Raw genomic sequence first — 23,677 nt, forward strand, 5'->3', positions numbered from 1 at the left:
GCATTTAGTGTAATCGCATGAATTTTGAATGTCACTTGCAAAAAGGATTAGCTGTTTAATTTTTATATAATCTGTTACAAAAAAATAAAATTAAAATTAATTTATTAAAAAATAAAGTTTTATTTAATTTACAGCTGCTCTTTAATGCTAAAATTAGCGTTTTTTTATTGTATGGGCTGTGCTTAAAACTGCTCAATTAGTTGCTTGATCTGAAGTAAAAGCATTGAAAGCCAACTCTGCTACTGTCATCCTTAAGCCAATTTAAATTGGTTGTAGAGACGGTATGTACACCCATCCTTTGCTTGAGCAACTCATTGATGCTCAGCTTGATTTTTTAGACCAGTATTTTGCACAAGGCACTGTGGTCGAACAGGAATTGTTAAGCTTTTATCAATGGTTTAGAAAACAAACCTTAGCTGAGTTATGGTCCTTTGATGCGCTGAATCAGCTGCTGCAACAACAAATTTTAAATACCCCAGCATCTGAGCCATTAATCAGCCAAATTGCCGAACATATCCGTTTTTTTCTGATTCATCCAAGCAATGATACGACTCAAATTCAAGATGTGATTTCGGTGCTCACGGTCGATCAATTGGCACAATACGTGGCCAGTAAACGGGGGCATCGTGAGCGTTTGATTAAAACTGTGGTCAATAACCAAGCGTTTTCAGCTATGCTGAGTCAACTCATTCAACATGCCATTCAAGATTATTTAGATAATTCGATGGTTAAACATGTGCCCGGTGTGTCGCAATTTATGAAAATGGGCCGTAGCGTATTAGAAAGTGTGACCGATCAAGATTTAGACAACACCATTCAACAGTATTTACAGCGTAATATTTTAAAACTCAGTCAAATGAGTGAAAGTGTTTTGAATCAACATTTTGATGACGATAAGCTGTATCACTTTCAAGCGGGTCTGTGGCATAAGATTAAAACCAAACCGTTAAGCGTACTACGCAATTACATTGAGGTCCAAGATTTGCCGCAAACTGGGGCTTTAGGACATCAAATTTGGGATCACATACGCCAAACGGACTATTTAAAACAGCAATTACGTGACGGATTGTATGCATGGTATAGCCGTAATCAACAGCATAGCTTTGATCTGTTATTACGTGATTTAAATATTGATGAAGCCCTTGTGACTAAAGAGCTTAATACTTTATTACAGGCTGTGCTTACAAAAATGATTGCTTCTGGTCACTTACGTGAACGTAGCCGCATGGTGTTACGTGAATTTTATTATAGAGACGCTACACGGCGCTTGCTCAATGTATAAGTGATCACCCTGCTACGGCAGGGTGTTTTATAGCCGATGGTTATACTGCACTGCAGTACCACATTGCGCAAGCAGTTGAAATGGGAGATCTAACTGTTTAAGGCATTGATTGATTTGCTTAATTTTATGCGCTTGTTGTGATGTTGGTAACTGTAACGCCGGATGAATATAGCCTGCCTGCATCAGTAGAAATAAGGTTTCCATTAAAAATACTGGATTTTGCGCAAACTCAGGCTGAGCTAAAAAATCCTGAAAACTGCAGGCTTGGCGCTTGAGCTGCGCAAACATGTTAGCAATCAATGCTTGAGGCGCTGCTATTTGACCTATCTGAGTTTGAAAATGGCTGATACCTTGCATCGGTGCATGGGGCAATAATTTAAACTGAATAGCAGCTAATTGGCTTAGATGCTGCTGTTGGCTTAAGGCTTGTGGTGTTTTTTGGAAAATATCAATACGTTGTTTAGCATCACGCGCCAAATCTTTTAAATACTCTTTTAAAGCAGGTATTTGCGTATTGTGTAGCAAGGGCTGTATTTGAGCTGGAATGCTAATACTGTCTAAATTTTCACATGGATTAGCACTGCCCAAATAGCTCAATTTGGCGTGTTGATACAGTTGTTGATGCACATCCACACTATACAAAGGTTGCCAATGATCGGTTAAAAACTCATGTGCCAAATAGGCATCGCTTTGCGTTAAGGTTTTAAGGGCCTGCTCAATTTTAGGTTGATGTATAAAAGCACCTGCCCGCTGTAAATCTCGACATAAGCCTTTGGCAATCTCTAGACTATGTGCTGTATGCTGTTGATCTACCAAATGAAATAGCTTCTGAATAGCATTTAAGTCAGCAGAACCGGGATAACACATATAGTGTAAATAAAAAATCCCTTGCGCTTTTAAAAACTGAGCCACAATGGCTAAGATCTCTTGTTGTTGCTCAGCGGCCACCCAAGCATAAGTGCCATGATTAACAATAAAATCAAAATATTGATGATTGGTTGCTAAAAAATTGGCAAAGTCACCCTGTATAAACTTAATATTATTTAAGCCAAGCTTGTGAGCACGCTGCTTTGCTTGTTGAATATGCTGGGCATTAAAATCAATACCAACAAAATTTGCCTGAGGATAATTCGCCGCACACAGCAGTAAATTGCTGCCTGTGGCACAGCCAATTTCTAAATAATGAAACTCTTGCTCTGCTTGAGGCGCTGCAAAACCTAAAAAATATACCACGCTACTGAGCCATAACGGGGTCATTTCCTTATAGAAAAAACTCGGATAGACAGTATCAATTACATAACCATTTTGTTTTTGCATGATTCCTCTCAAACTAAACATGTACAGCATACATATGGGGCAAAATGCCCCATATGTAGCGCTTTTAGAAGCTTAGATTTACTGCAAAACTATAACGTCGACCATCGAGCACCCAGTCATTGCCATCTTCCAACACGTTTTTATTTTGCACGTTGTAAATACCTGTCGAAAGTTTCAGCTTATCGCTGTATTTATACACTGCACCAAGGTCAACAAAGGTATAATCAGGGGTGGCATTATTGCCCACTGTTTTACCGCGATAGTTGAGCTGTGTCCAAAGTAACCATTGATCATTCACATCCCAATCCAGTCCTGCATTAAACATATGTTTAGGCAAGTCATTCAGTGGTTTACCTTTGTTCGCCCCTGTTTTTTGCTCACTGTTGGTATAGGTATATGAATGGCGATATTTTAAGTAATCGGTAATAAAGTAATCTGTGGTGAGTTCAAGTCCGCGAATTTGTGCTTCATCCACATTATAGTTATAGGTATAACCTGTAGCGCTATATGGGAAACTCGGATTCTGTTGATAGAACTGACTGTTGGCAACAAAGTCATCAATTTCGTCTTGAGTATATGATGGTTTACCGCCTTCTGCTTCTGTTGGCAAACGACTGCCCGCAACACGTGACGAACGAGTAATTTTGTCATTAAAGTCAGTTTGATAGACCATTAAGCTGGCCAATATACCTAAATCACGATTTTCAAACGCAAAACCCGTTTCATAAGTTAAGCTGGTTTCAGGTTTTAAGTCTGGATTTGGCATAATTGCCCCACCCATGGAGTTAAGCATATATTGCGGGGATGAGCTACGTAAGCTTGGTGCCTTATAACCTGAAATCACCCCACCTTTAACGGTAAAATTGTCATTGGCTTTATACACTGCATAGGCTTTAGGGCTAAAGTTATCGCCAAAGAACTCATTTTCGTCATAGCGACCGCTGAGCGTTAATGCCAATTTGTCGGTCACATTCCACGTGTCTTCTGCAAATAATGACCATTGGTAGCGATCCATTTTCGTTACTTTACCTGCCATATTTGCCTGTTGGTTGGTCGCACCATCTTCTAAGTTTTCTTCTAAGTAACGACCACCAAGCGTGAGGGCGTGGTCATCAAAGAAATACGTTCCTTGAGTATTCGCAGTCAGGGTTTCAAATAAAATCCCCCCTGGGTTTTGTACTTTATCAATTGTACGCCCAGTAATTGAATTATTTTCGTCTTGGTCAAATTGTAGGTAAGAGCTGCTGACCCATTTATCGTATTTTGCTTCGTGATTTAAGCTGATGTTATTTTTTTCTAACTCTGAATAGGTACGCGATGCATCTGGCAACAAACTAATACCTGGGTTATGAGTACGTTGCTGCTGTGTATTTGAGATTTCAGCCGTTAAAGTATTATTGCTATTTGGGGTGTAAACCAACTTTGCCGCAATATTCTTTTTATTAAAATCAGGCTCGCTTTCACCAGATTCAGTGGTTGTGCGTTGTAGTGAACTCTCTTCAATGGTCTGTACACCGCCTGTCACTTGCATCGACAATAAATTTGCAATTAGGGGTGCTGTGACATACACACTGGTATTGGTGGCATCATTATTCACTTGATTAGACTGAGCTGCTTTGATGTATTCAGTACGAATACTGGCTGTCATTTTGTCTTGATGCTTTTTAGTAATAATATTAATTACACCACCCATGGCATCGGAACCATATAAAGATGAAGATGGCCCACGAATGACTTCGATACGTTCAATGGCTTCGATCGGCGGTAAGAAATTTACCGATGCGCCTTGTACCCCACCATTGGTGGTGAGTAGGCTTCCATCGTTCATCGGCTTACCGTCAATTAAGAACAAGGTATATGCCGAGCCCATACCACGAATAGAAATGCTCTGATTGGTACCGCCCCCTTGTACAAACACACCTGGTACATTTTTTAAAGCGTCTGTCACATCACTATAAGATTTTTTTTCTAGTTCTTCTGCGGTAATCACCGAAATCGTGGCAGCAGCATCTGCAATATTTTGCTCATAACCACCCGCTGTGGTCACAACAATGGTGTCTAATTCTACAGGTTGCTTTGTTGCTGTATCTTGTGCGTTTGCCACAACACCCATGGCTGAAAGTACGGCAAAAGCCAAAGTTGATCGTATTAACGGCTGGTTCATGTGCGCTTTACTCAGAATGCTATGAAGAGATAATGTTTAATTTGTTGCGCATTGTAACAAACAAGAATAATTTGTAAATTGTTTTTGATAATTATTATCATTAGCCTTTAAATTTTAAGCAAAAAAAATAGCCCCAATTATGGAGCTATTGATTGAGCAAAGAAGCTTATTTCATATAAGCACCTTCTGACTGCGTGTGATCCGTTTGGTCAATCACACGAGCAAGCTCAGGGACGTGTTGTTTTAAAGTCACTTCAACGCCTTGCTTCAAAGTCACATCAATGGCTGAACAACCTTGGCAACCACCACCAAATTTAAGTACCGCAGTTAAACCATGTTCAGGGTCTTCCACCACTTCAACTAAAGCGCAGTTACCACCGTGACCTGCTAAACCTGGGTTAATTTCTGATTGTAAAACGTAAGTAATACGCTCTTCTACAGATGCATCTGGACCTACGCGTGGCACTTTAGAGTTTGGTGCACGGAAAGTTAACTGACCACCAAAACGGTCTTTGTTGTAGTCAATCACAGCATCTAATAGATAAGGGATTGATGGGGCATCCACATAAGCTGGAAAATCTGGATACTGTTGGACATAGTCCGTTTCAACCACTTCATCTGGTGCGCTATATGCCATACAACATTCAGCACGCGGTGTTCCTGGATGCTCAACAAAAACGCGCACACCAATACCCGGCGTGTTTTGTTTTGCCAATAAATCACGAAGGTACTCTTGTGCAGAAGGCGTAATTAATAGATTTGGAATTTCTTCTGCGGCTACTGTGCTGCTGTTCTCAGTCGACATAACAATCTTTCCTCAAGCTGAAGCGTTCATTTTAACTGAAGATGCGGGGTAATTAAAAAAAATCAACCAAAATTGTCGGATTTATTGTCTATACTGCCGCAAATTGCTGTTTTAATGGCATGATATCCTTTAAATCGTATTGGTAGCGCTGCAATCTATGTTGGATTTACCTTTTAATCATACTGTCACTTTAATTTTAATTACGGTGGTCATATCGCTGTTGGCGTTTTCTAATCAAAATTTGATGAATCGTCTCATTTTTTGGCCACCTGCCATGCAACGCGGCCAGTATGACCGTTTTATTGGCCATGGTTTTATTCATGCAGATGGTGCCCATCTGTTATTTAACATGATCACGCTGTTTTTCTTTGGTTCGATCATTGAACAATTTTACCGTCAGTATTTATATGATTTGGGCTTTGTGCTGTTTTATTTAGGCGGTTTGATTGCGGCGATTATTCCAAGTTATTTAAAGCATAAAAATGATCATCGCTGGGCCAGCCTTGGTGCTTCGGGCGCTGTATCTGCGGTGTTATTTGCTTATATTTTATTTGAGCCTTGGAAACTGATTTTTGTGTTCTTTATTCCTGTACCTGCGATTATTTTTGCGGTGCTGTATGTGGCTTATAGTATTTGGTCAGGTAAACGTGGCAATTCCAATATCAATCATAGCGCGCATTTATGGGGTGCCGCTTACGGCATCATCATGACCATTATTATTGAACCGCGTTTAATTGGCCATTTCTTAAGAAAATTGAGTCAAATTCCATTTTGATAAAGCTCAGGCGCATCAGAGTGGGGCAGCTGTTGTTTAGCATAAAAAGTAAAATATTCAGCATAAAAACTTGTTTTATTTTGCAATCAGCTTTGCTTTAAGCTCGGCGCAAAAATAAGCTCAAGTTTAAAACCATGCCAAAATTAAAATTACTAACTGCCCTCACTTTAGCTGCACTCAGCTTTGCGATCACGGGTTGTCATCATGATGAGCCTAAGTCCGCGGCAAACATGGTCACCAAACAGCCTAATGTGCTGTTTATTATGGCTGATGATTTAGGCTATTCAGACCTAGGGGCTTTTGGTGGTGAAATTTCTACTCCACATTTAGATGCGCTTGCCAATGAGGGGCGCATTTTAACCAATTATCACACCGCACCAACATGCTCACCCACCCGTTCGCAACTGATTTCTGGCGCCGATCATCATTTGGCAGGCATTGGCGCGATGGCAGAACTCACCCCTGAGCATCTGCAAGGTCAACCTGGTTATGAAGGCTATTTAAATGAACGTTCGCTCTCAATTGCCGAAGTGTTACGTGATCATGGCTATCGTACTTATATCAGTGGCAAATGGCATTTGGGCTTGACCCCTGAAAGCAATGCACACGCTAAAGGTTTTGATCGTTCCTTTACCTTGTTGCAAGGTCTAGATTTACATTTTAAAGATGCCCCAAGCGCCTATAAACGTAACGCTACTTATACCGAAGATGGTCAAGTTGTGCCTATCAGCCAATTACCAGATGACTTTTTCTCCACCGATTACTATACCGATAAACTGTTGGCTTACTTAGAGCAAGATAAAGATTCAGACAAACCCTTTTTTGCCTATGCAGCTTACACCGCACCACATTGGCCTATTCAAGCTCCAACAGCATATAGCGATAAATATAAGGGCCGTTATGACGTCGGTTATGATGTCATTCGTGAACAACGTATTGCCCGCCTTAAACAATTGGGCCTGATTGATGCGAACTTCCAAGCTGCGAAACCTGTCACGACCGCACAAATTGGTTATGGCACATGGCAAGAACTTACACATGAGCAACGTGCCATCGAAGCACGTAAAATGGAAGTCTATGCAGGTATGGTGGAAAACCTAGATGCCAATATTGGTCGTATTATTGGTTATTTAAAAGCCAACAACCTGTATAACAATACCTTAATTTTCTTTGTCTCTGACAACGGTGCTGAAGGTGCTGTACGTGACTATAACGACCCAAGTTTTGATAGGTCTTTGGCTGCAGTCGGTACAGCCCAGTCTTATCATTATATTGGCCCACGTTGGGCAGAAGTGAGTGCTGCACCGTTCCATTTATGGAAAGAAACTGCAGCTGAGGGTGCAACCACAGCCCCTGCCATTGTCAAAATTCCACATCATCAGCAACGCCAAAATAGCTATGATGGTTTTACCTCTGTGCTTGATGTATTGCCCACCGTGTTAGACTATGCCCAGATTGCTGTACCACAAGGTCAATACAAAGGTCGCAACATTCATACCCCATCAGGCTATTCATGGAAAGCTAAACTTGAGAATAAAGCCGCTCAGGTACGTCCAAGCGATTTTAGTTTTGCCGATGAATTACATGGCAATATCTATGCCCGTCAAGGCGATTGGAAGATTGCTCGTCAAGCCAATGCCAAGTTGGGTACAGGTGAGTGGGAGTTATATAACTTAAAAAGCGACCGCGCTGAACGCCATAACTTAGCTGAGCAATATCCTGAGCAAGTGGCTAAATTGGCTCAAGTTTACGATCAATATCGTCGACAAAATGGCGTATTGAGTTACCAATAATGCGTTTTTTTTACTTGGCGCTGGCTTTACTACTGAGTGCCTGTCAGCAGCAACAACCGAAAAGCCAAGCCTTAGCGCTTGGCAATTTAACGCGTTGTCAGGATTATTCAGGTTTACCTACAGATTGGCAACGTAGCGCCACAGCAGGGATGCAATATATTCCTCACGGTCACTTAATGCTTGGTTCAGCGCTTGCTTATGCTGATGAGCGTAACTTTGGCGAAAAACAGCGCACTGTACAAGGGTTTTGGATCGATCAAACTGAAGTGACTGTGGCACAGTTTAGAAGCTTTGTTGAAGCTACTGGCTACGTGACAGACGCGGAAAAACAACACGCTGCCGCTATTTTTAGTCCAGACCCGAAGCAACCTAATACTTGGTGGCAACTGAAACATGGCCACAGTTGGCAATATCCTGAAGGCAAAGATCAAGCGGCAGCCAAAGAGCATGAGGCCGTACGTTTGGTTACTAAAAATGATGCCGAACATTATGCGCTATGGTTGGGGCGTGAGTTGCCTACTGAAATTGAGTGGGAGTACGCCGCTAAAACCCAACATTACCACGACCAAGGTTTAAAGCATGAACCACGTAATGCTCAGCATCAACCCAATGCCAATTATTGGCAAGGTGGTTTCCCCTTTGAACCGCAAGTTGAAGACCATTTTCAAGGCATTGCACCGGTTGGCTGCTATGCACCCAACGCATTTGGCTTATATGACATGATTGGCAATGTCTGGGAATGGACCGCATCTCCTTATCAAGGTGCTCATGACCATCATATGGGCAATTATGCGGCGCTCAGATCTAAACATAGCCAAAATTTTGTGCTCAAAGGCGGTTCGTTTTTATGTGCCAGTCAATATTGTGCCCGCTATCGTGCCAGTAGCCGTCACCCACAAGAATTTGATCTGGCCACCTCACATGTTGGTTTTCGTACCGTTTTACGTGGCAAACCTTAAAGGCATATCGCAAGCATGACATTTTTTCTCTACAATCTGATTTAAAATGCTAGCCCAAAACTGTTTGGGCATGGCTAATATAAGCAGCATAGAATTGAATATAACGAGATTTTTTATGTCACATGCCTTAGACGGTTTACAGTTTCCCATTGATCCCAAAACTCAAAAACCCAGCAGTACTAAAATCGGCAAGGAAATCATTGCCGAAGCCTTATCTTTAATTGATAACAAAACAGCTCAAGCCTTATTGGCCGAAAAAAACTGGCGTAAACAATATCCTCACTATTTTAAAGCGCTCGTTAAAGGCGCGATTTTAAATTCCGCCCATACCCTCATTATTGCCGAACAAGGCTTACAAAAAGCACGTAATAGTGTAGATTTTTATCGTTATGGCGAGCGTTATCATCTTAAAGATGCCATAAAACTCAATGCGCAAAATCTCTACACTGTTAAAATTCAAGGCAAAAGTCAGGCTGCACCTGCGTGGTATGTGCCTTATCAAGGGCAAAAGCTACAAGGCGCTGCGCTGCTCAAACAACTCGATGCTTGGCAAGCTGCTGGCATTATTGAGTCCAGTCATGCCGATGCCATGCGCCTGTGCGTCGCCCATCCAGAATGGTTTGATTTATCTGATCGTAATATGGTGCTGTTTGGTGCCGGCTCTGAAGCAGGACCTTTAACCTGGCTATGTCAATGGAAAGCCAATATTGTGGCTGTAGACTTGGCCAATGAAAAAGTATGGCAAGGCATTTTAGATAAAGTCCACGCTGGTAATGCCACTTTATATGCGCCAAGTCATCAAGCTGTTCAAGCCGATGCAGCTGATTTAGCCCAGCATTTAGGCGCCAATTTACTGAACGAAATTCCAGAGATTATTAAGTGGTTAGTGCAAAATCCCCATCCGCTAGATTTGGCCGCAATTGCCTATTTAGATGGTGAAAAACATGTGCGTGTATCAATTGCCATGGACAGCATTATGAGTGAAGTGAGTGCACAAAAAGCCAATACTAGCTTAATGTTTATGTGTACGCCAACTGATGTCTATGCGGTACCGCCTGAGGTGATTGAAGCTTCTAAAAGCAAATATCAACAGCGCGCTAAAATTCACAGCCAACTGAGTAAAGCGCTGGCCTTACTCAGCCAGCAACATTTATTTAAAGCCAATGATCACAGCTTAATTCAGTCTGATAATGGGCAAAAGTACGGTATAAGTGACTGTCTGGTGATTGAGCAAGGGCCAAACTATGCCTTAGCCAAACGCTTACAACAATGGCGTGCCACACTGGCACGCAGTCAGGGTCAAGTGGTCAGTATTAATATTGCCCCATCTACCACCACCCATTCTGTGGTGAAAAATCCGCTCCTCAAAGCCGCTTTTGATGGCGCACAATTATTTGATGTTGAAGCATTTGCACCTGAAACCACCAACGCATTAATGGCAGCACTTTGGGTACATGATTTACGTCATGCTCATTCTGTGGCACAGCCAACCACCGAGCTTCCACATCCTTTAGAACTGATGATGTCTGGTGCCAACCATGGCGGTTTATGGCGTGTGCCTTATTTGGCGCGCACTGCACTGCCTTTGGCTGCCGTATATGGTATGGCCAAGTCCAAATTACCGCTTAAACTGCTGAGCAAATTAAAGCCATAAAAAAACGCAGCCTTGGCTGCGTTTTTTTATGCTTAAGCTTAGAAGACTTTAAGCAATAACCAATACAACACACCTGATAAACAGATGGTTGCAGGTAGCGTAAAGATCCATGCCGACAGAATAGTTTTAACGGTATTAAAGTTTAAACCTGACTTATTGGCCACCATGGTACCTGCCACCGCAGAATTTAAAACATGTGTAGTCGACACTGGCATACCAAAGCCATCTGCTGCTGCAATGGTTGACATTGCCACCAGTTCAGCTGACATGCCTTGACCATACGTCATATGGTTTTTACCAATACGCTCACCTACTGTGACCACAATACGCTTCCAACCGACCATGGTTCCCAGACCCAATGCCAAGGCAACCGCCACTTTGACCCAAGTTGGAATGTATTGTAAGAATGAATCAAGGTTGTCGCGGTATTCATCCACGGTTTTTTCTTGGGCTGCCGTCATGGCCGGCAAAGCTTCCGCTTTATCCAAACGTTTGAAGGCTGTGGTGCTTAAATACATGTCATTACGGAATTCAGACACCAACTCTTCTGGTACATCTTTAATGTTGTTATAGCTACCTACTTTTTCACCCAAGTGATCGGTTAGGCTAGCTAAAGCCGGCACCACTTCAGGTGTAATTTCTTTGGTTTGTACATATTGCGTGATGATGGCACGTGCCTTTTCATCGGCAATATCTTCATGATTTGGATAAATGAGATCTGCTGTTTGTGCAGATAGCTGCCCGAAGGATTGCATATGCGCGCTATCGACATTTTTATTGAGCGAATACGCCAGCGGCACACAGCCAATTAAAATCAGCATGATTAAACCCATACCTTTTTGACCATCGTTTGAACCGTGGGCAAAACTCACACCGGTACAAGTAAAGATCAAAATAGCACGAATTAAAGGCGGTGGTGGCTTATTCCCTACAGGCGGTTGGAATAATTCCATTTGTTTCTTAAAGATTTTTTTCACCAATAAGAACAACACTGCCGCAAAAGCAAAACCAATTAACGGTGAGAATAACAGGGCTTTACCCACTTTCATCACCTGTTCCATATCTACACCTGATGCACCGCTACCTGCGTGCAAGATGTAGTTCATGATCCCAACCCCTAAGATCGAACCAATTAAGGTGTGCGAACTTGAAGCCGGAATACCTAAGAACCATGTGCCTAAGTTCCATAAAATGGCGGCAATCAGCATGGCAAAGACCATGGCAAAACCAGCACCTGAACCGACATTCATAATCAATTCGACAGGTAATAAGGCAATAATACCGTAGGCGACCGCACCACTTGCCACCATAACCCCTAAGAAGTTACAAAAACCCGCCCACATCACTGCCACAGGTGCCGGTAATGCATTGGTATAAATTACGGTTGCAACTGCGTTGGCGGTATCATGAAAGCCATTGACGAATTCAAAGCTGAGCGCAATAAATAAGGCGCTGGCCAATAAAATCACCGTATATAGCCCCAATGCCGGAACATGAGCTAAATCTGCAGACAATTGAAAGCCAATATAAATTAGCGTAGAAACAATCAGAGTCAAAAACACCGGCATAAAGAATTTCGGTGTCGGCACATGAACATTGGTCGACTGATCAGCCGAATGTTGTGCTGAGTCTTGGGGAGTTGGATTAGAATTCATGCAAGCAGGAATAGAGGATTCAAGGATCCCCATATTGTTCAATTAAATTATGACAATTATATGACAAAGAGACCCTGATCGCAGGCTATTTTAACTGCAATTGCTTGGTTTTGGTCGGTGGCGTACACATTATCGTCAAATAATGATCAAGATTTACAAGCGAGCATGATTTTTGGTCCTATCAATTAATAATGTACTGCACTCGTTGAAAGCACAGTTTTGATTTTTATTTAATCTAAGCAATAAATATGACAACAACATGAAAAAATTTCATTTCTTTGTATTTTCTGCATAACAATTCAACTGCTTAATTTGAATACTGCTTAATTTATAGCGAAGTCTGCTAATATATTGTCGATTTTCTATTCCATCGGATTGGGGTTTTGTATGTCCACACTCGCCACATTAAAAGAGCTTCTTGCCAAGCGCATCCTGATTATTGATGGTGCAATGGGCACCATGATTCAACGTCACAAACTCGAAGAAGCCGACTACCGTGGTGAACGCTTCGCTGACTGGGCATCTGACCTTAAAGGCAATAATGACCTTTTGGTGCTCACTCAGCCACAAATTATTCAAGGCATTCATGAAGCGTATCTTGAAGCGGGTGCGGATATTATTGAAACCAATACCTTTAACGGTACCCGTGTGTCGATGTCTGATTACCACATGGAAGATTTGGTTCCAGAAATTAATATTGCTGCTGCTCGTCTTGCTAAAGAAGCGTGTGCAAAATACTCAACGCCTGAAAAACCACGTTTTGTAGCAGGTGTACTTGGGCCAACATCACGTACAACCTCAATTTCACCAAATGTAAATGACCCTGCCTTCCGTAATATTACGTTTGATGAATTAAAAGAAAACTACATCGAATCGACTAAAGCGTTGATTGAAGGTGGTGCGGACATCATCCTCATCGAAACCGTATTTGATACGTTAAATGCTAAAGCTGCAATTTTTGCAGTCAAAGAAGTGTTTAAAGAGTTGGGCTATGAACTGCCAATTATGATTTCAGGCACGATTACTGATGCTTCAGGTCGTACTTTAACAGGTCAAACCGCAGAAGCATTCTGGAACTCCATGCGCCATGCAGAGCCACTCTCTATTGGCTTTAACTGTGCGCTGGGTGCGGATGCAATGCGCCCACACGTCAAAACCGTGTCTGACGTTGCCAACACCTTTGTTTCAGCGCATCCAAACGCAGGCTTACCTAATGCCTTTGGTGGTTATGATGAAACGCCTGAGGAAACAGCAGCATTTATTAAAGAGTTTGCAGAAAGTGGTCTAATCAACATCACAGGTGGTTGTTGTGGTACCACGCCTGACCATATCCGTGCCATTGCACAAGCGGTTGAAGGCATTGCGCCGCGTCAAATTCCTGAAATCGAACCTGCGTGCCGTTTAAGTGGTTTAGAGCCATTTAACATCACTAAAGATTCATTGTTTGTGAACGTCGGTGAACGTACCAACGTGACAGGTTCTAAAAAATTCTTACGTTTAATTAAAGAAGAAAATTTTACCGAAGCTTTAGATGTTGCACGTCAGCAAGTTGAAGCAGGTGCACAGATCATCGATATCAACATGGATGAAGGCATGCTTGATTCGCAAGGTGCGATGGTGCATTTCTTAAATCTCATTGCATCTGAACCTGATATTTCACGTGTGCCTATTATGCTTGACTCTTCTAAATGGGAGATTATTGAAGCAGGCTTAAAATGCGTACAAGGTAAAGCGGTGGTGAACTCAATTTCCTTAAAAGAAGGTTATGACGAGTTTGTAGAACGTGCGCGTCTGTGCCGTCAATACGGTGCGGCTGTCATTGTCATGGCATTTGATGAAAAAGGTCAGGCTGATACCGCAGAACGTAAAAAAGAAATCTGTAAGCGTTCTTATGATGTGTTAGTAAATGAAGTCGGCTTCCCTGCTGAAGACATCATCTTTGACCCGAACGTGTTTGCGGTGGCAACAGGGATTGAAGAACACAACAACTACGGTGTGGACTTTATTGAAGCAACCGGTTGGATTAAACAAAACCTTCCACATGCAATGGTATCGGGCGGTATTTCTAACGTATCGTTCTCTTTCCGTGGTAACGAGCCTGTACGTGAAGCCATCCATGCGGTGTTCTTGTATCACGGTATTCAACAAGGCTTAACCATGGGCATCGTCAACGCAGGTCAGCTTGCAATTTATGATGACATCGATGCCGAGCTTAAAGAAGCGGTTGAAGATGTGGTGATGAACCGCAACCAAGGTGAAAGCGGTCAAGACGCGACTGAAAAACTTTTAACGGTTGCAGAAAAATATCGTGGTCAAGCAGGTGCACAAAAAGCTGAAGAAAACCTTGAGTGGCGTAATGAGAGCGTTGAAAAACGTCTTGAATATGCATTGGTTAAAGGCATCACCACGTATATTGATGAAGATACCGAAGAAGCACGTTTAAAATCTGCACGTCCTTTAGATGTAATTGAAGGGCCACTCATGGCAGGTATGAACGTGGTCGGTGATTTGTTCGGTTCGGGCAAAATGTTCTTACCACAGGTGGTAAAATCTGCACGTGTGATGAAACAAGCCGTTGCGTGGTTAAATCCATTTATCGAAGCTGAAAAAACTCAGGCTGAAGCAAAAGGTAAAATCTTACTTGCAACGGTAAAAGGCGACGTACACGACATCGGTAAAAATATCGTGGGTGTAGTTTTGGGCTGTAACGGTTATGACATCGTTGACCTTGGCGTGATGGTGCCTTGCGAGAAGATTCTTCAAACTGCGATTGATGAAAAAGTCGATATCATTGGTTTATCAGGCTTAATCACACCGTCATTGGATGAAATGGTGTTTGTTGCCAAAGAAATGCAACGTAAAGGCTTTAACATTCCACTGATGATTGGTGGTGCAACTACATCGAAAGCGCATACTGCGGTGAAGATTTCACCACAATATCAAAATGATGGCGTGTTCTATACGGCTGATGCTTCACGTGCTGTGGGTGTAGCAACACAACTTCTTTCTGCTGAAATGAAGCCAAAATTGATGGCAGATTACCAAGCAGATTATGAAAAAATCCGTGAGCGTTTAGCCAACAAACAACCGAAAGCTGCCAAACTGTCTTATGCAGACTCAATTGAACATGGCTTTAAGATTGATTTTGCTAAAAACGCACCTGTTAAGCCAAACTTTATTGGTTCGCAAACCTTTACCAACTATCCATTAGACACCTTAGTTGAGTATTTTGACTGGACACCATTCTTTATCTCTTGGAGTTTGGCGGGTAAATTCCCTGCAATTTTAACAGATGAAGTGGTAGGCGAAGCTGCGACTGATTTGTACAACCAAGCACAAGAGATGTTAAAAGACATCATCGAAAATAAACGCTTTGACGCACGTGCAACCTTTAACCTCTACCCTGCAAACCGTGTTGCGGCGGATACTGTTGCAGTCACCGATGAAAATGGTAATGTGACGCATCGCTTTAACCATATCCGTCAGCAGTCTGACAAAGTAACAGGTAAAGCCAACTTCTCGCTTGCTGACTTTGTTGCGCCTAAAGATGTGGCTCAGGATTATTTGGGTGGCTTTACGGTTTCAATCTTTGGTGCGGAAGAACTGTCGCAAGAATATAAAGCCAAAGGTGATGACTATAATGCCATTTTAGTACAAGCCTTAGGTGACCGTTTTGCCGAAGCCTTTGCCGAGCATTTACATGAACGAATCCGTAAAGAATTCTGGGGTTATCAAGCTGATGAAAACTTATCTAATGATGAGCTGATTAAAGAGAAGTATGTCGGGATTCGTCCTGCACCGGGCTACCCTGCTTGCCCAGAGCACTCTGAAAAAGCGCCTTTATTTGACTGGTTAGGCTCAACTGACAAGATTGGTACGCAACTGACCAGCAGCTTTGCGATGTGGCCACCTTCATCAGTCAGTGGTTTCTACTATGCCAACCCTGAAAGCCAGTACTTTAACGTGGGTAAAATCGCAGGCGACCAGCTTGAAGATTATGCGCAGCGTAAAGGTTGGACACTGGATGAAGCGAAACGTTGGTTAGCGCCAAATTTGGATGATTCGATTGTTTAAGAATCCTCTAATTTAGAAATAAAAAATCCCCTCGAGTGAGGGGATTTTTTAATCACCATTCAAATCGCTCATTTCGTTGTTTTTCATTTTCTTCATCTCTTTGAGCTTGTCTATCAATAGCAATTATCCACTCTTTTTCTTTAGCAATGATCAGCGACTCTAATTCTGGAAATATTGGTACTATTTTTTCTTTCAAACTTTGTATAGATGGTAATCTTCTAGACATTTCTTGTGACCAACTACCACTTGCTTGTGTAACCTTAAATATTGATTCATTAAACAAGTGTTCTAGCAGGCTTCCCCTTTCTTCTGACAATTTTAATAACTCCACTAATAAATCTAGCCATACAATCTTACTTTTTGTTTCACCTGTAGTTTCCTCTTGATAATTTTTAACACAAAATAATCTAGCATTTTCTATCCAGAATTTGATTTTGTCTTGATCTTTATCTATCCACTTCAGTACATCACTTGAATCAGCAAAAAACAAAACTTTATTTAAATCACCCTTCCAAAATTTTGATAAAAACTCCTCACCCTCTAAAAATTCTTTTATAAATTTGATTGTGTTCGTCTTTATTAATAATTTTAATATCTTAAATTTTTTATTCTCCCTATAAAGAGAAATGTATCGCTCACCATTAAAATAATCTCCAACATCTTTAAATATTTTATCTTCAAAATCCTCACCACAACCTAATAATACTTTTAAACCATCCTCATAGTGATTGAAGTTACTCTCACTACTAATAAATTCAGGAACATTGCCTAATAAAATAGGTTGATATTTCTCTGATAATTTTTTTTGAAAAAAACACTCCTCAAGTAACTCATAATGAGCTCTATCCCATTTTTCTAAATCAATTAGCCTATCTATAAACAGCTCAAATATTTCATTACTTATTCTATTATGATATTTAAAACCTGCCAATCTTGGCAATTGAGCGATATTAATTTTATCTTGCTTGAAAAGTTGGTAAAAATACTTAAACTCTTCATCATTTTGACAACTATCAAAAATCATATGAGGAGCTATATTCCTCAAAATAGTGTGATCCAATAAAAAATCTATAAATTTTTCATAATCTTTCTTTGAATTATTTTTAAAACCCTTTAATAATCCCAATAAAAACTCAGAACTCTTTATATCTGCTTCTATATATGTATGCTGAATTATATCAATACAATTATCAACATTCTCAAATATATGAACTGTACTTTCACCTAACTGAATCAAATATTGATGTGCTAACCATCCACTACTTGCTTTAATCAATAAATCCAAATTTTCTTTTAAAACCTCAATATCCTTTAAATTTTCACCTAAATATTGGATTAACTTCTCATAAGAATTAAATTCAGGAATTTTAATTGCATGTTCATCATTTTCACTTTTACTCATTCTATAGATATCATGATCTGGAGCTAAAATATAAGTCTGTAATAGCTCTCGAACCCTATTTTTATTAGGTCTTAGCTCTTTTTCCAAATTTTCTAATTCTTGTAATAATTTAGGTGAATTTATTTCTAATTCATCTTTATTGAGGTTAATAATACTTAGTAGTTGTCTATGAGCTTCAGGAAAATATTTACGCTCATTAAATTGCAGTAAAAACTTTCTCACAAACTCAACTTTTCCACATTTCCAAATAATAGCTTTAAGATTGTGCGTAAAAATCTGTCGAACTTTATCAACATTTCGATTATCTAGTTCATCTAATATACTAAGTAAAAACTCAACCCAACTCCAAATCTCTCCATAAGTTTTCGGCTGATAGCCATATTCACTTAATTGAGCTCTTTCAGAATAATCTCTCAGTAGAAAGCCATAATCATTGAAATTAAGTGCTTTAGATAAGCAATCTAAAAGGATTGACTCGTAATCAGGCTTCATTTTTAATTGAGTGACAACTTCTTTTTTTTGCTCTAAATCAGCCATTGTTTCTGATGTATAGAGCCTAAATAATGGAGTTACTAAATCTCGAATAGAGTTGTTTCTTTCACCTTCTTTTTCATCTTTAGCAAAATAAATGAGTAAATCAAAAGCTTTTTTAAAGTTATGTGATTGATAAGATAAAGATCGAACTAATCTAGAAATTTCAACAAAATGAGTATTTTCCCTAGTTAGAAAACTAGGATCAGTATTATGCTTTTGTTCTAGTAATTCTAAAACTTGATCTTCAGCAATATGAGCAAGTAATCTAAATTTAACTAAATCCTGTGAATCATATCCATCATTTAAAAGTTTCTCTCCCAACCATCCACTAGAAGAAAACCATGATGTCACTAACTCTTGTACTTTTGGAACATCATGTAAGTAACTTAAACGTTTAATACAGGACATCTGCAAACGTACAGGCATATTTTGAATAAACTCATCTAGATGTCTAACTAACTTCTTTGAAATACATTCTTTAGCTAAATGATTTGCTAGTACATGCGGTAAAATAGCACGCCATGTCCCACGCTGTTGAACAATGTCTTTACTTTTCAGCTCTTCGATTTTTTCAATAGCATCATAACTATCAACTCTTGCGAATCTCGACACACAATCCAATTCAGAATTTTCTTCACCTACATCCTCTAAATTAAAGGAATAAACTAAAGCAAAATTTTGAGCAACTTTATATAACTCATCATCTCGCTGTCCTCTCTGCCAAAAGAGTCGTTCAAATAACTCAGAACTTGTAAGCAATGCTAAGTTATCAGTACGTTCAATATTTGAAGCAACTGCCAAAGCTAATCGATAGTTACCACCTGAGAACTCAGCAATTTTTCTTGCGTTTAAATCATTAATATGTGGGTAATGTCGCTCTATAACTTTTTTAATAATTTCAGGGCTATTTGGCTTTAATTTATAAACTTCTGTACTTTCTGGTAAATCGTCCTGAACATCATATTCAATAGTTAATAACGAAATTTGAGTATCTTGAATTTTTTTCGTTAAATTGCCATGTGTATCTTGGCCACAATTATCGACAATTAAAATATAGGGTTGCTTTTTTTGAATCAGCTCTTCAACAAAATGCTGAGGTTGTGGGTTAGGTGAATCACCAAAATCACAATACCAAACATTTTTAATATCTAGGCTATTGCTTCCAATGCGCTCATCGAAAAGAGCTTGAGCAAAGCGTGTTTTACCTACACCTGAGAGACCAACCAATCTTATAGAAGATCCGCCTACTGATAGTTTTTCTCGAATTGTATTGATACCATCAGTCACACTAATTTCATTTTTGTTAAAATCTTTAGGTACAATAACTTTAATATCTTCATCAACTAAATATTCTGCTTCAACTTTATCCTTTGTATTTGACCAATCATCGTAGCGTTGCCAACCTTCTAGCTTTTGCTCTGTAAAAAAGTATTTAGCTAAATCATCATGCTCTAAGCACACAAATTCAGATTCAAAAAATGAAGCTTCTCTCCATTCAAGCTCAATCATTAATTCTTTAGCTTTAGCATTTATATCTATTAAAGCCTGAGGGGACATCATCTTTTTTTCAGCTTTATTGTATGCTTCTCCCCAAAACTGATTTGTATATACCAATATTTTGGTTAGTGTGGGATGATCTCTTCTAGCTTTCTCTAGCATTTCTAAAAAGTCATCTTTATGGCTAGAAAGACTTGTAGAGTAAAACTTGGCTTGAAAGCCTATGACTTCACCCTCTTTTTCAATTGGATTTTTTTCAATGCCTGACTGATTTTTAAACCCAAACCATCCTTTTGGTAAATCAAATTCTCGACAAAATAATAGATAAGCAAACCATTCGAATGTCACTTGCTGATTATTTGAAAATTTTGCTGAAAAAATTTCCCAATTCGGTTGAATCATTCTATTTATCCTTTTTACTAGCTTAATGAAATTAAGTTAATTCAACTAAATATACAAGATACAAAAAATAGAACCTTTTCTAACCCATCACACCCAAATTATCCGTTTTAACATTATTCAATCAGCAAATTTCTACAAATTCCTGAATAATAGACTGCAAAATCTCCCCCGTCTAAAAACAGGTTAAATCCATGAAAAAACTCATGAACAACCCAGAACATCTGGTTGTCGACATGTGCCAAGGCTTTGTCCTTGCTCACCCAGAACTGACATTTGATTCCAACTATAAAATCATCGCAAAAAAACAAAAACACCAAAATGTGGCACTCATCAGTGGCGGTGGTAGCGGTCACGAACCTGCACATGCAGGCTTTGTAGGTCAAGGCATGTTAGATGCTGCCGTGTGTGGTGATGTCTTTGCATCGCCGTCGCAAATTCAAGTCTATAAAGCCCTACAGCAAGTTGCCACTGACAAAGGCGTGCTGATGATTATTAAAAACTATTCCGGCGATATGATGAATTTCCAGAACGGTGCAGCTTTAGCCACTGAAGATGGTATTAAAGTCGATTACGTCAAAGTGGCTGATGATATTGCGGTAAAAGATAGCCTCTATACGGTAGGTCGTCGTGGGGTAGCAGGCACAGTATTTGTGCATAAAATTGCCGGTGCTGCTGCAGCACAAGGTTTAGAACTGAGTGAAGTCAAAGCTGTGGCACAAAAAGCCGCGGATAGCGTTACCAGTTTAGGCTTTGCCTATAGCTCTTGTACCGTTCCTGCCAAAGGCACGCCAACCTTTACCCTTGCCGATGACGAAATGGAATATGGCGTAGGCATCCACGGCGAACCGGGGATCCGCCATGAGAAAATCTTGCCAGCAAAACAATTGGCACAGCGTATGGTCGATGATCTGTTCCTTGATCGTCCAGAACTCAGCGAAGTTGCCGTTATGATCAACGGTTTTGGTACTACCCCACTGCAAGAGTTGTATCTCTTTAACCAAGATGTTTGCCAATATCTCGCCAGCAAAGGCATCAAAATTTATCGTACTTTTGTGGGTAACTACATGACCAGTATTGATATGAACGGTGCTTCCGTATCCTTATTGGCATTGGATGATGAGCTCAAAGGCTATTTAGATGCACCTGCCAATACCCCTGCCTTTAAAATGGATGGTTCAGCTGCGCTGCCGCTGAATTTTGCTAGCGCTACAGATGCCAATGGCCTCAGTTTAAATACTGCTGTGGAAACGCATCCTGAACATGCCATCATTAGCAATGAACAATTTAGCATTGAAAATATGCGCTATGTGGTCGATGTAATGAGTGCCTGTATCATTAAAAATGAAGTGCCATTTTGTGAACTTGATGCCCATGCCGGCGATGGTGACTTTGGCATGAGTGTGGCCAAAGGCTTTAAGCAACTCAAACGTGAATGGCCAAGCTTATTGCAATACCAACATATGGATGAGTTTTTAGATCACTGCTCCATGATTATTATGCAACATTGTGGCGGTGCATCAGGACCCATCTGGGGGTCTGCGTTCCGTGCTGCAAGTAAAGCGATTGCAGGCAAAACAACACTATCAACGGCTGATTTTGCCGATATGCTCCAAGCGGCGGTCAAAGGCATTCAAACTACAGGTGAGCGTTCCTTTGGTCGTGGTGCTGTGGTGGGTGATAAAACCTTAATTGATGCCTTGGTACCATGTGCTGATGCTTGGTCTGCCAATACAGATAAAAGCTTTAAAGAGAATTTTATGCTTGGTGCACAAGCTGCGGTACAAGGTGCTGAAAATACCAAAAATATTGTGGCACGTATGGGCCGCGCCGGTACTGTTGGTGATCGTAGCCTAGGTTATCCAGATGCAGGGGCACATGGTTTGGGCGTCATCTTTAGCGATATTGCCAACCACGTTCAATAACGTGTTTGAGCAAACAAGCCTTGAATATTCAAGGCTTGTTTGCTTTAGGCCATAGTGACCCTCGTAAAAAATCCTAAACACATTAGGCTTTTTTATGTTTAAGATATTCCTCTAATGTCTGCTGAGTCACCTGACGTTTATGGCCTTTCAGCTGCGCTTCACTGAGTATGCCTTCGGCGTCAAGCACAGTCACAGGATGACCATCTGCTTGTAAGCGTTTTAACCCTTCAAACAACATACGTGCCCCCACATCATGCACCAAACTTACATTCGTTAAATCTAAAATAATGGCATGATCTGCCACAGGTTCAGCTTGCAAGATACGTAACAGCATTTCTGATTCGGTGAATTGCAGCACACCGCGTAGTTCAAACACCACGGTACCGTCAGATTGCACACTGCGGCTCTGTACAATGGTTTGTGCCGATGGTGTCCCTTGCATCAGATGTAAACCCATGTCATGCGATAAACGCTCAAATATTTTCACGCCACGGACACTGTTGCCATGTTCATCGATTTTGGGTGAAAACACGGCAATCCCTACTTGCCCAGGCAACACCCCAAAAATCCCACCCGCCACACCACTTTTGGCCGGAATACCAACGGTACTTAGCCAATCTCCGGCAGCATCATACATACCACATGTCATCATGACACTTAACACTTGGCGCACCACAGCGCCATCAAGCAAGCGCTCACCTGTAATCGCGTCAATTCCACCATTGGCAAGCACACTGCTGATACGGGCTAAGTCTTTGACCGTGACTAAAATCGCGCATTGCTTGACATAGCCATGCACAATCTCCACAGGATCTTCTGTTAACACCCCAACCGTCCGCAACATATAGGCAATGGATAAATTACGAAATGCTGTCTGAATCTCAGATTCATATACGCTTAGATCAAATTTTAATTCACGCCCTGCCAACCGACTTAAAAATTGGCGCAGTTTTTCTGCCCGTTGTTGGCCTTTTTGCACCGTAATTAACGCATGGGTGGTAATGGCACCTGAGTTAATCATTGGATTTTTGGGGCGTTTGGTTTCTTGGTCTAAAGAAATTTGATTAAATGCTTCACCTGAAGGTTCAACATCAACTTTCTCCAAAACCGCTGTTAAACCCAGTTGTTGCAGCGCTAACGCATAAGCAAAAGGTTTAGACATCGACTGAATGGTAAATTCAACCTCATCATCACCACTTGAGTAAATGGTGCCATCAACCGTGGATAACGCCAAAGCCAAGCGCTCAGGATTGGCTTGCGCCAGCTCTGGAATATAATCTGCCAACGCACCTTGGCTGTTGCAATTGCATTGGGTTAATACGTGGGCGAGGTAATCAGGGACAGGCGTTTGCATCGTTCATCATCATTATTGTTATGTATTTAACATAAACCCTGACTTAAGCTGTGCCAATAGCTACAAGGCTGGACTTACAATTTTATCA

13 protein-coding genes are annotated in these 23,677 nt (G+C 40.7%); 7 read left to right on the forward strand and 6 right to left on the reverse strand.

Annotated elements, in window-relative coordinates; genetic code table 11:
- The first annotated feature begins 283 nt into the window (after positions 1-283).
- Positions 284-1,282, forward strand: a complete 999-nt coding sequence (locus AC5YCD_RS03415; protein ID WP_496128710.1) for a hypothetical protein — start codon at positions 284-286, stop codon at positions 1,280-1,282.
- A gap of 27 nt (positions 1,283-1,309) precedes the next feature.
- Here AC5YCD_RS03415 and AC5YCD_RS03420 read toward each other — a convergent pair whose 3' ends face one another.
- The 3 genes from AC5YCD_RS03420 to nfuA form a co-directional block, all read right to left on the reverse strand.
- A complete protein-coding gene (locus AC5YCD_RS03420) occupies positions 1,310-2,599 on the reverse strand; it encodes a class I SAM-dependent methyltransferase (protein WP_496128711.1) in 1,290 nt (429 codons plus the stop codon).
- Positions 2,600-2,663: 64 nt separating this feature from the next.
- Positions 2,664-4,763 (reverse strand): TonB-dependent receptor domain-containing protein, encoded by a 2,100-nt coding sequence (locus tag AC5YCD_RS03425; protein ID WP_496128712.1) that lies wholly within the window; start codon positions 4,761-4,763, stop codon positions 2,664-2,666.
- Positions 4,764-4,929: 166 nt separating this feature from the next.
- Entirely contained in the window at positions 4,930-5,568 is a 639-nt protein-coding gene (nfuA, locus tag AC5YCD_RS03430) for a Fe-S biogenesis protein NfuA (RefSeq protein WP_496128713.1), read from the reverse strand.
- A gap of 157 nt (positions 5,569-5,725) precedes the next feature.
- On the opposite strand from nfuA, the gene AC5YCD_RS03435 reads away from it, so the two are divergent.
- The 4 genes from AC5YCD_RS03435 (at position 5,726) to AC5YCD_RS03450 (ending at position 10,749) form a co-directional block, all read left to right on the forward strand.
- A complete protein-coding gene (locus AC5YCD_RS03435) occupies positions 5,726-6,343 on the forward strand; it encodes a rhomboid family intramembrane serine protease (RefSeq protein ID WP_496128714.1) in 618 nt (205 codons plus the stop codon).
- Between the two features lie 134 nt (positions 6,344-6,477).
- Complete coding sequence (locus tag AC5YCD_RS03440) at positions 6,478-8,136, forward strand: sulfatase family protein (protein WP_496128715.1); 1,659 nt, start codon at positions 6,478-6,480, stop codon at positions 8,134-8,136.
- Complete coding sequence (locus AC5YCD_RS03445) at positions 8,136-9,095, forward strand: SUMF1/EgtB/PvdO family nonheme iron enzyme (RefSeq protein WP_496128716.1); 960 nt, start codon at positions 8,136-8,138, stop codon at positions 9,093-9,095. Before AC5YCD_RS03440 ends, AC5YCD_RS03445 begins: the two co-directional genes overlap by 1 nt.
- Positions 9,096-9,210: 115 nt before the next feature.
- Complete coding sequence (locus AC5YCD_RS03450; RefSeq protein ID WP_496128717.1) at positions 9,211-10,749, forward strand: hypothetical protein; 1,539 nt, start codon at positions 9,211-9,213, stop codon at positions 10,747-10,749.
- A gap of 38 nt (positions 10,750-10,787) precedes the next feature.
- Here AC5YCD_RS03450 and AC5YCD_RS03455 read toward each other — a convergent pair whose 3' ends face one another.
- Positions 10,788-12,404: an inorganic phosphate transporter gene (locus AC5YCD_RS03455; protein ID WP_496128718.1), complete on the reverse strand. Its 1,617-nt coding sequence runs from the start codon at positions 12,402-12,404 to the stop codon at positions 10,788-10,790.
- Between the two features lie 387 nt (positions 12,405-12,791).
- Between AC5YCD_RS03455 and metH the strand changes: the two genes are divergently transcribed.
- Entirely contained in the window at positions 12,792-16,478 is a 3,687-nt protein-coding gene (metH, locus tag AC5YCD_RS03460) for a methionine synthase (protein ID WP_496128719.1), read from the forward strand.
- A 52-nt stretch (positions 16,479-16,530) separates the two neighbouring features.
- Here metH and AC5YCD_RS03465 read toward each other — a convergent pair whose 3' ends face one another.
- On the reverse strand, positions 16,531-20,313 hold the full coding sequence (locus tag AC5YCD_RS03465) for a hypothetical protein (RefSeq protein ID WP_496128720.1): 3,783 nt from the start codon (positions 20,311-20,313) through the stop codon (positions 16,531-16,533).
- Positions 20,314-20,504: 191 nt separating this feature from the next.
- Here AC5YCD_RS03465 and dhaK point away from each other — a divergent pair, with 191 nt between their 5' ends.
- A complete protein-coding gene (dhaK, locus tag AC5YCD_RS03470) occupies positions 20,505-22,235 on the forward strand; it encodes a dihydroxyacetone kinase subunit DhaK (protein WP_496128721.1) in 1,731 nt (576 codons plus the stop codon).
- 82 nt (positions 22,236-22,317) lie between these two features.
- On the opposite strand, the gene AC5YCD_RS03475 is transcribed toward dhaK, so the two are convergent.
- Entirely contained in the window at positions 22,318-23,589 is a 1,272-nt protein-coding gene (locus tag AC5YCD_RS03475) for a glutaminase (RefSeq protein ID WP_496128722.1), read from the reverse strand.
- Between the last annotated feature and the right edge of the window lie 88 nt (positions 23,590-23,677).

Source organism: Acinetobacter sp. CY05 (genome assembly GCF_059515805.1).

What these genes read in the sequence shown, in the direction of transcription:
- AC5YCD_RS03445 (WP_496128716.1), top strand. Translation starts at nt 8,136, where the DNA reads ATGCGTTTTTTTTACTTGGCGCTGGCTTTACTACTGAGTGCCTGTCAG.
- nfuA (WP_496128713.1), bottom strand. Translation starts at nt 5,568, where the DNA reads ATGTCGACTGAGAACAGCAGCACAGTAGCCGCAGAAGAAATTCCAAAT.
- AC5YCD_RS03435 (WP_496128714.1), top strand. Translation starts at nt 5,726, where the DNA reads ATGTTGGATTTACCTTTTAATCATACTGTCACTTTAATTTTAATTACG.
- AC5YCD_RS03420 (WP_496128711.1), bottom strand. Translation starts at nt 2,599, where the DNA reads ATGCAAAAACAAAATGGTTATGTAATTGATACTGTCTATCCGAGTTTT.
- dhaK (WP_496128721.1), top strand. Translation starts at nt 20,505, where the DNA reads ATGAAAAAACTCATGAACAACCCAGAACATCTGGTTGTCGACATGTGC.
- AC5YCD_RS03455 (WP_496128718.1), bottom strand. Translation starts at nt 12,404, where the DNA reads ATGAATTCTAATCCAACTCCCCAAGACTCAGCACAACATTCGGCTGAT.
- AC5YCD_RS03415 (WP_496128710.1), top strand. Translation starts at nt 284, where the DNA reads ATGTACACCCATCCTTTGCTTGAGCAACTCATTGATGCTCAGCTTGAT.
- AC5YCD_RS03465 (WP_496128720.1), bottom strand. Translation starts at nt 20,313, where the DNA reads ATGATTCAACCGAATTGGGAAATTTTTTCAGCAAAATTTTCAAATAAT.
- AC5YCD_RS03475 (WP_496128722.1), bottom strand. Translation starts at nt 23,589, where the DNA reads ATGCAAACGCCTGTCCCTGATTACCTCGCCCACGTATTAACCCAATGC.
- AC5YCD_RS03425 (WP_496128712.1), bottom strand. Translation starts at nt 4,763, where the DNA reads ATGAACCAGCCGTTAATACGATCAACTTTGGCTTTTGCCGTACTTTCA.
- metH (WP_496128719.1), top strand. Translation starts at nt 12,792, where the DNA reads ATGTCCACACTCGCCACATTAAAAGAGCTTCTTGCCAAGCGCATCCTG.
- AC5YCD_RS03450 (WP_496128717.1), top strand. Translation starts at nt 9,211, where the DNA reads ATGTCACATGCCTTAGACGGTTTACAGTTTCCCATTGATCCCAAAACT.
- AC5YCD_RS03440 (WP_496128715.1), top strand. Translation starts at nt 6,478, where the DNA reads ATGCCAAAATTAAAATTACTAACTGCCCTCACTTTAGCTGCACTCAGC.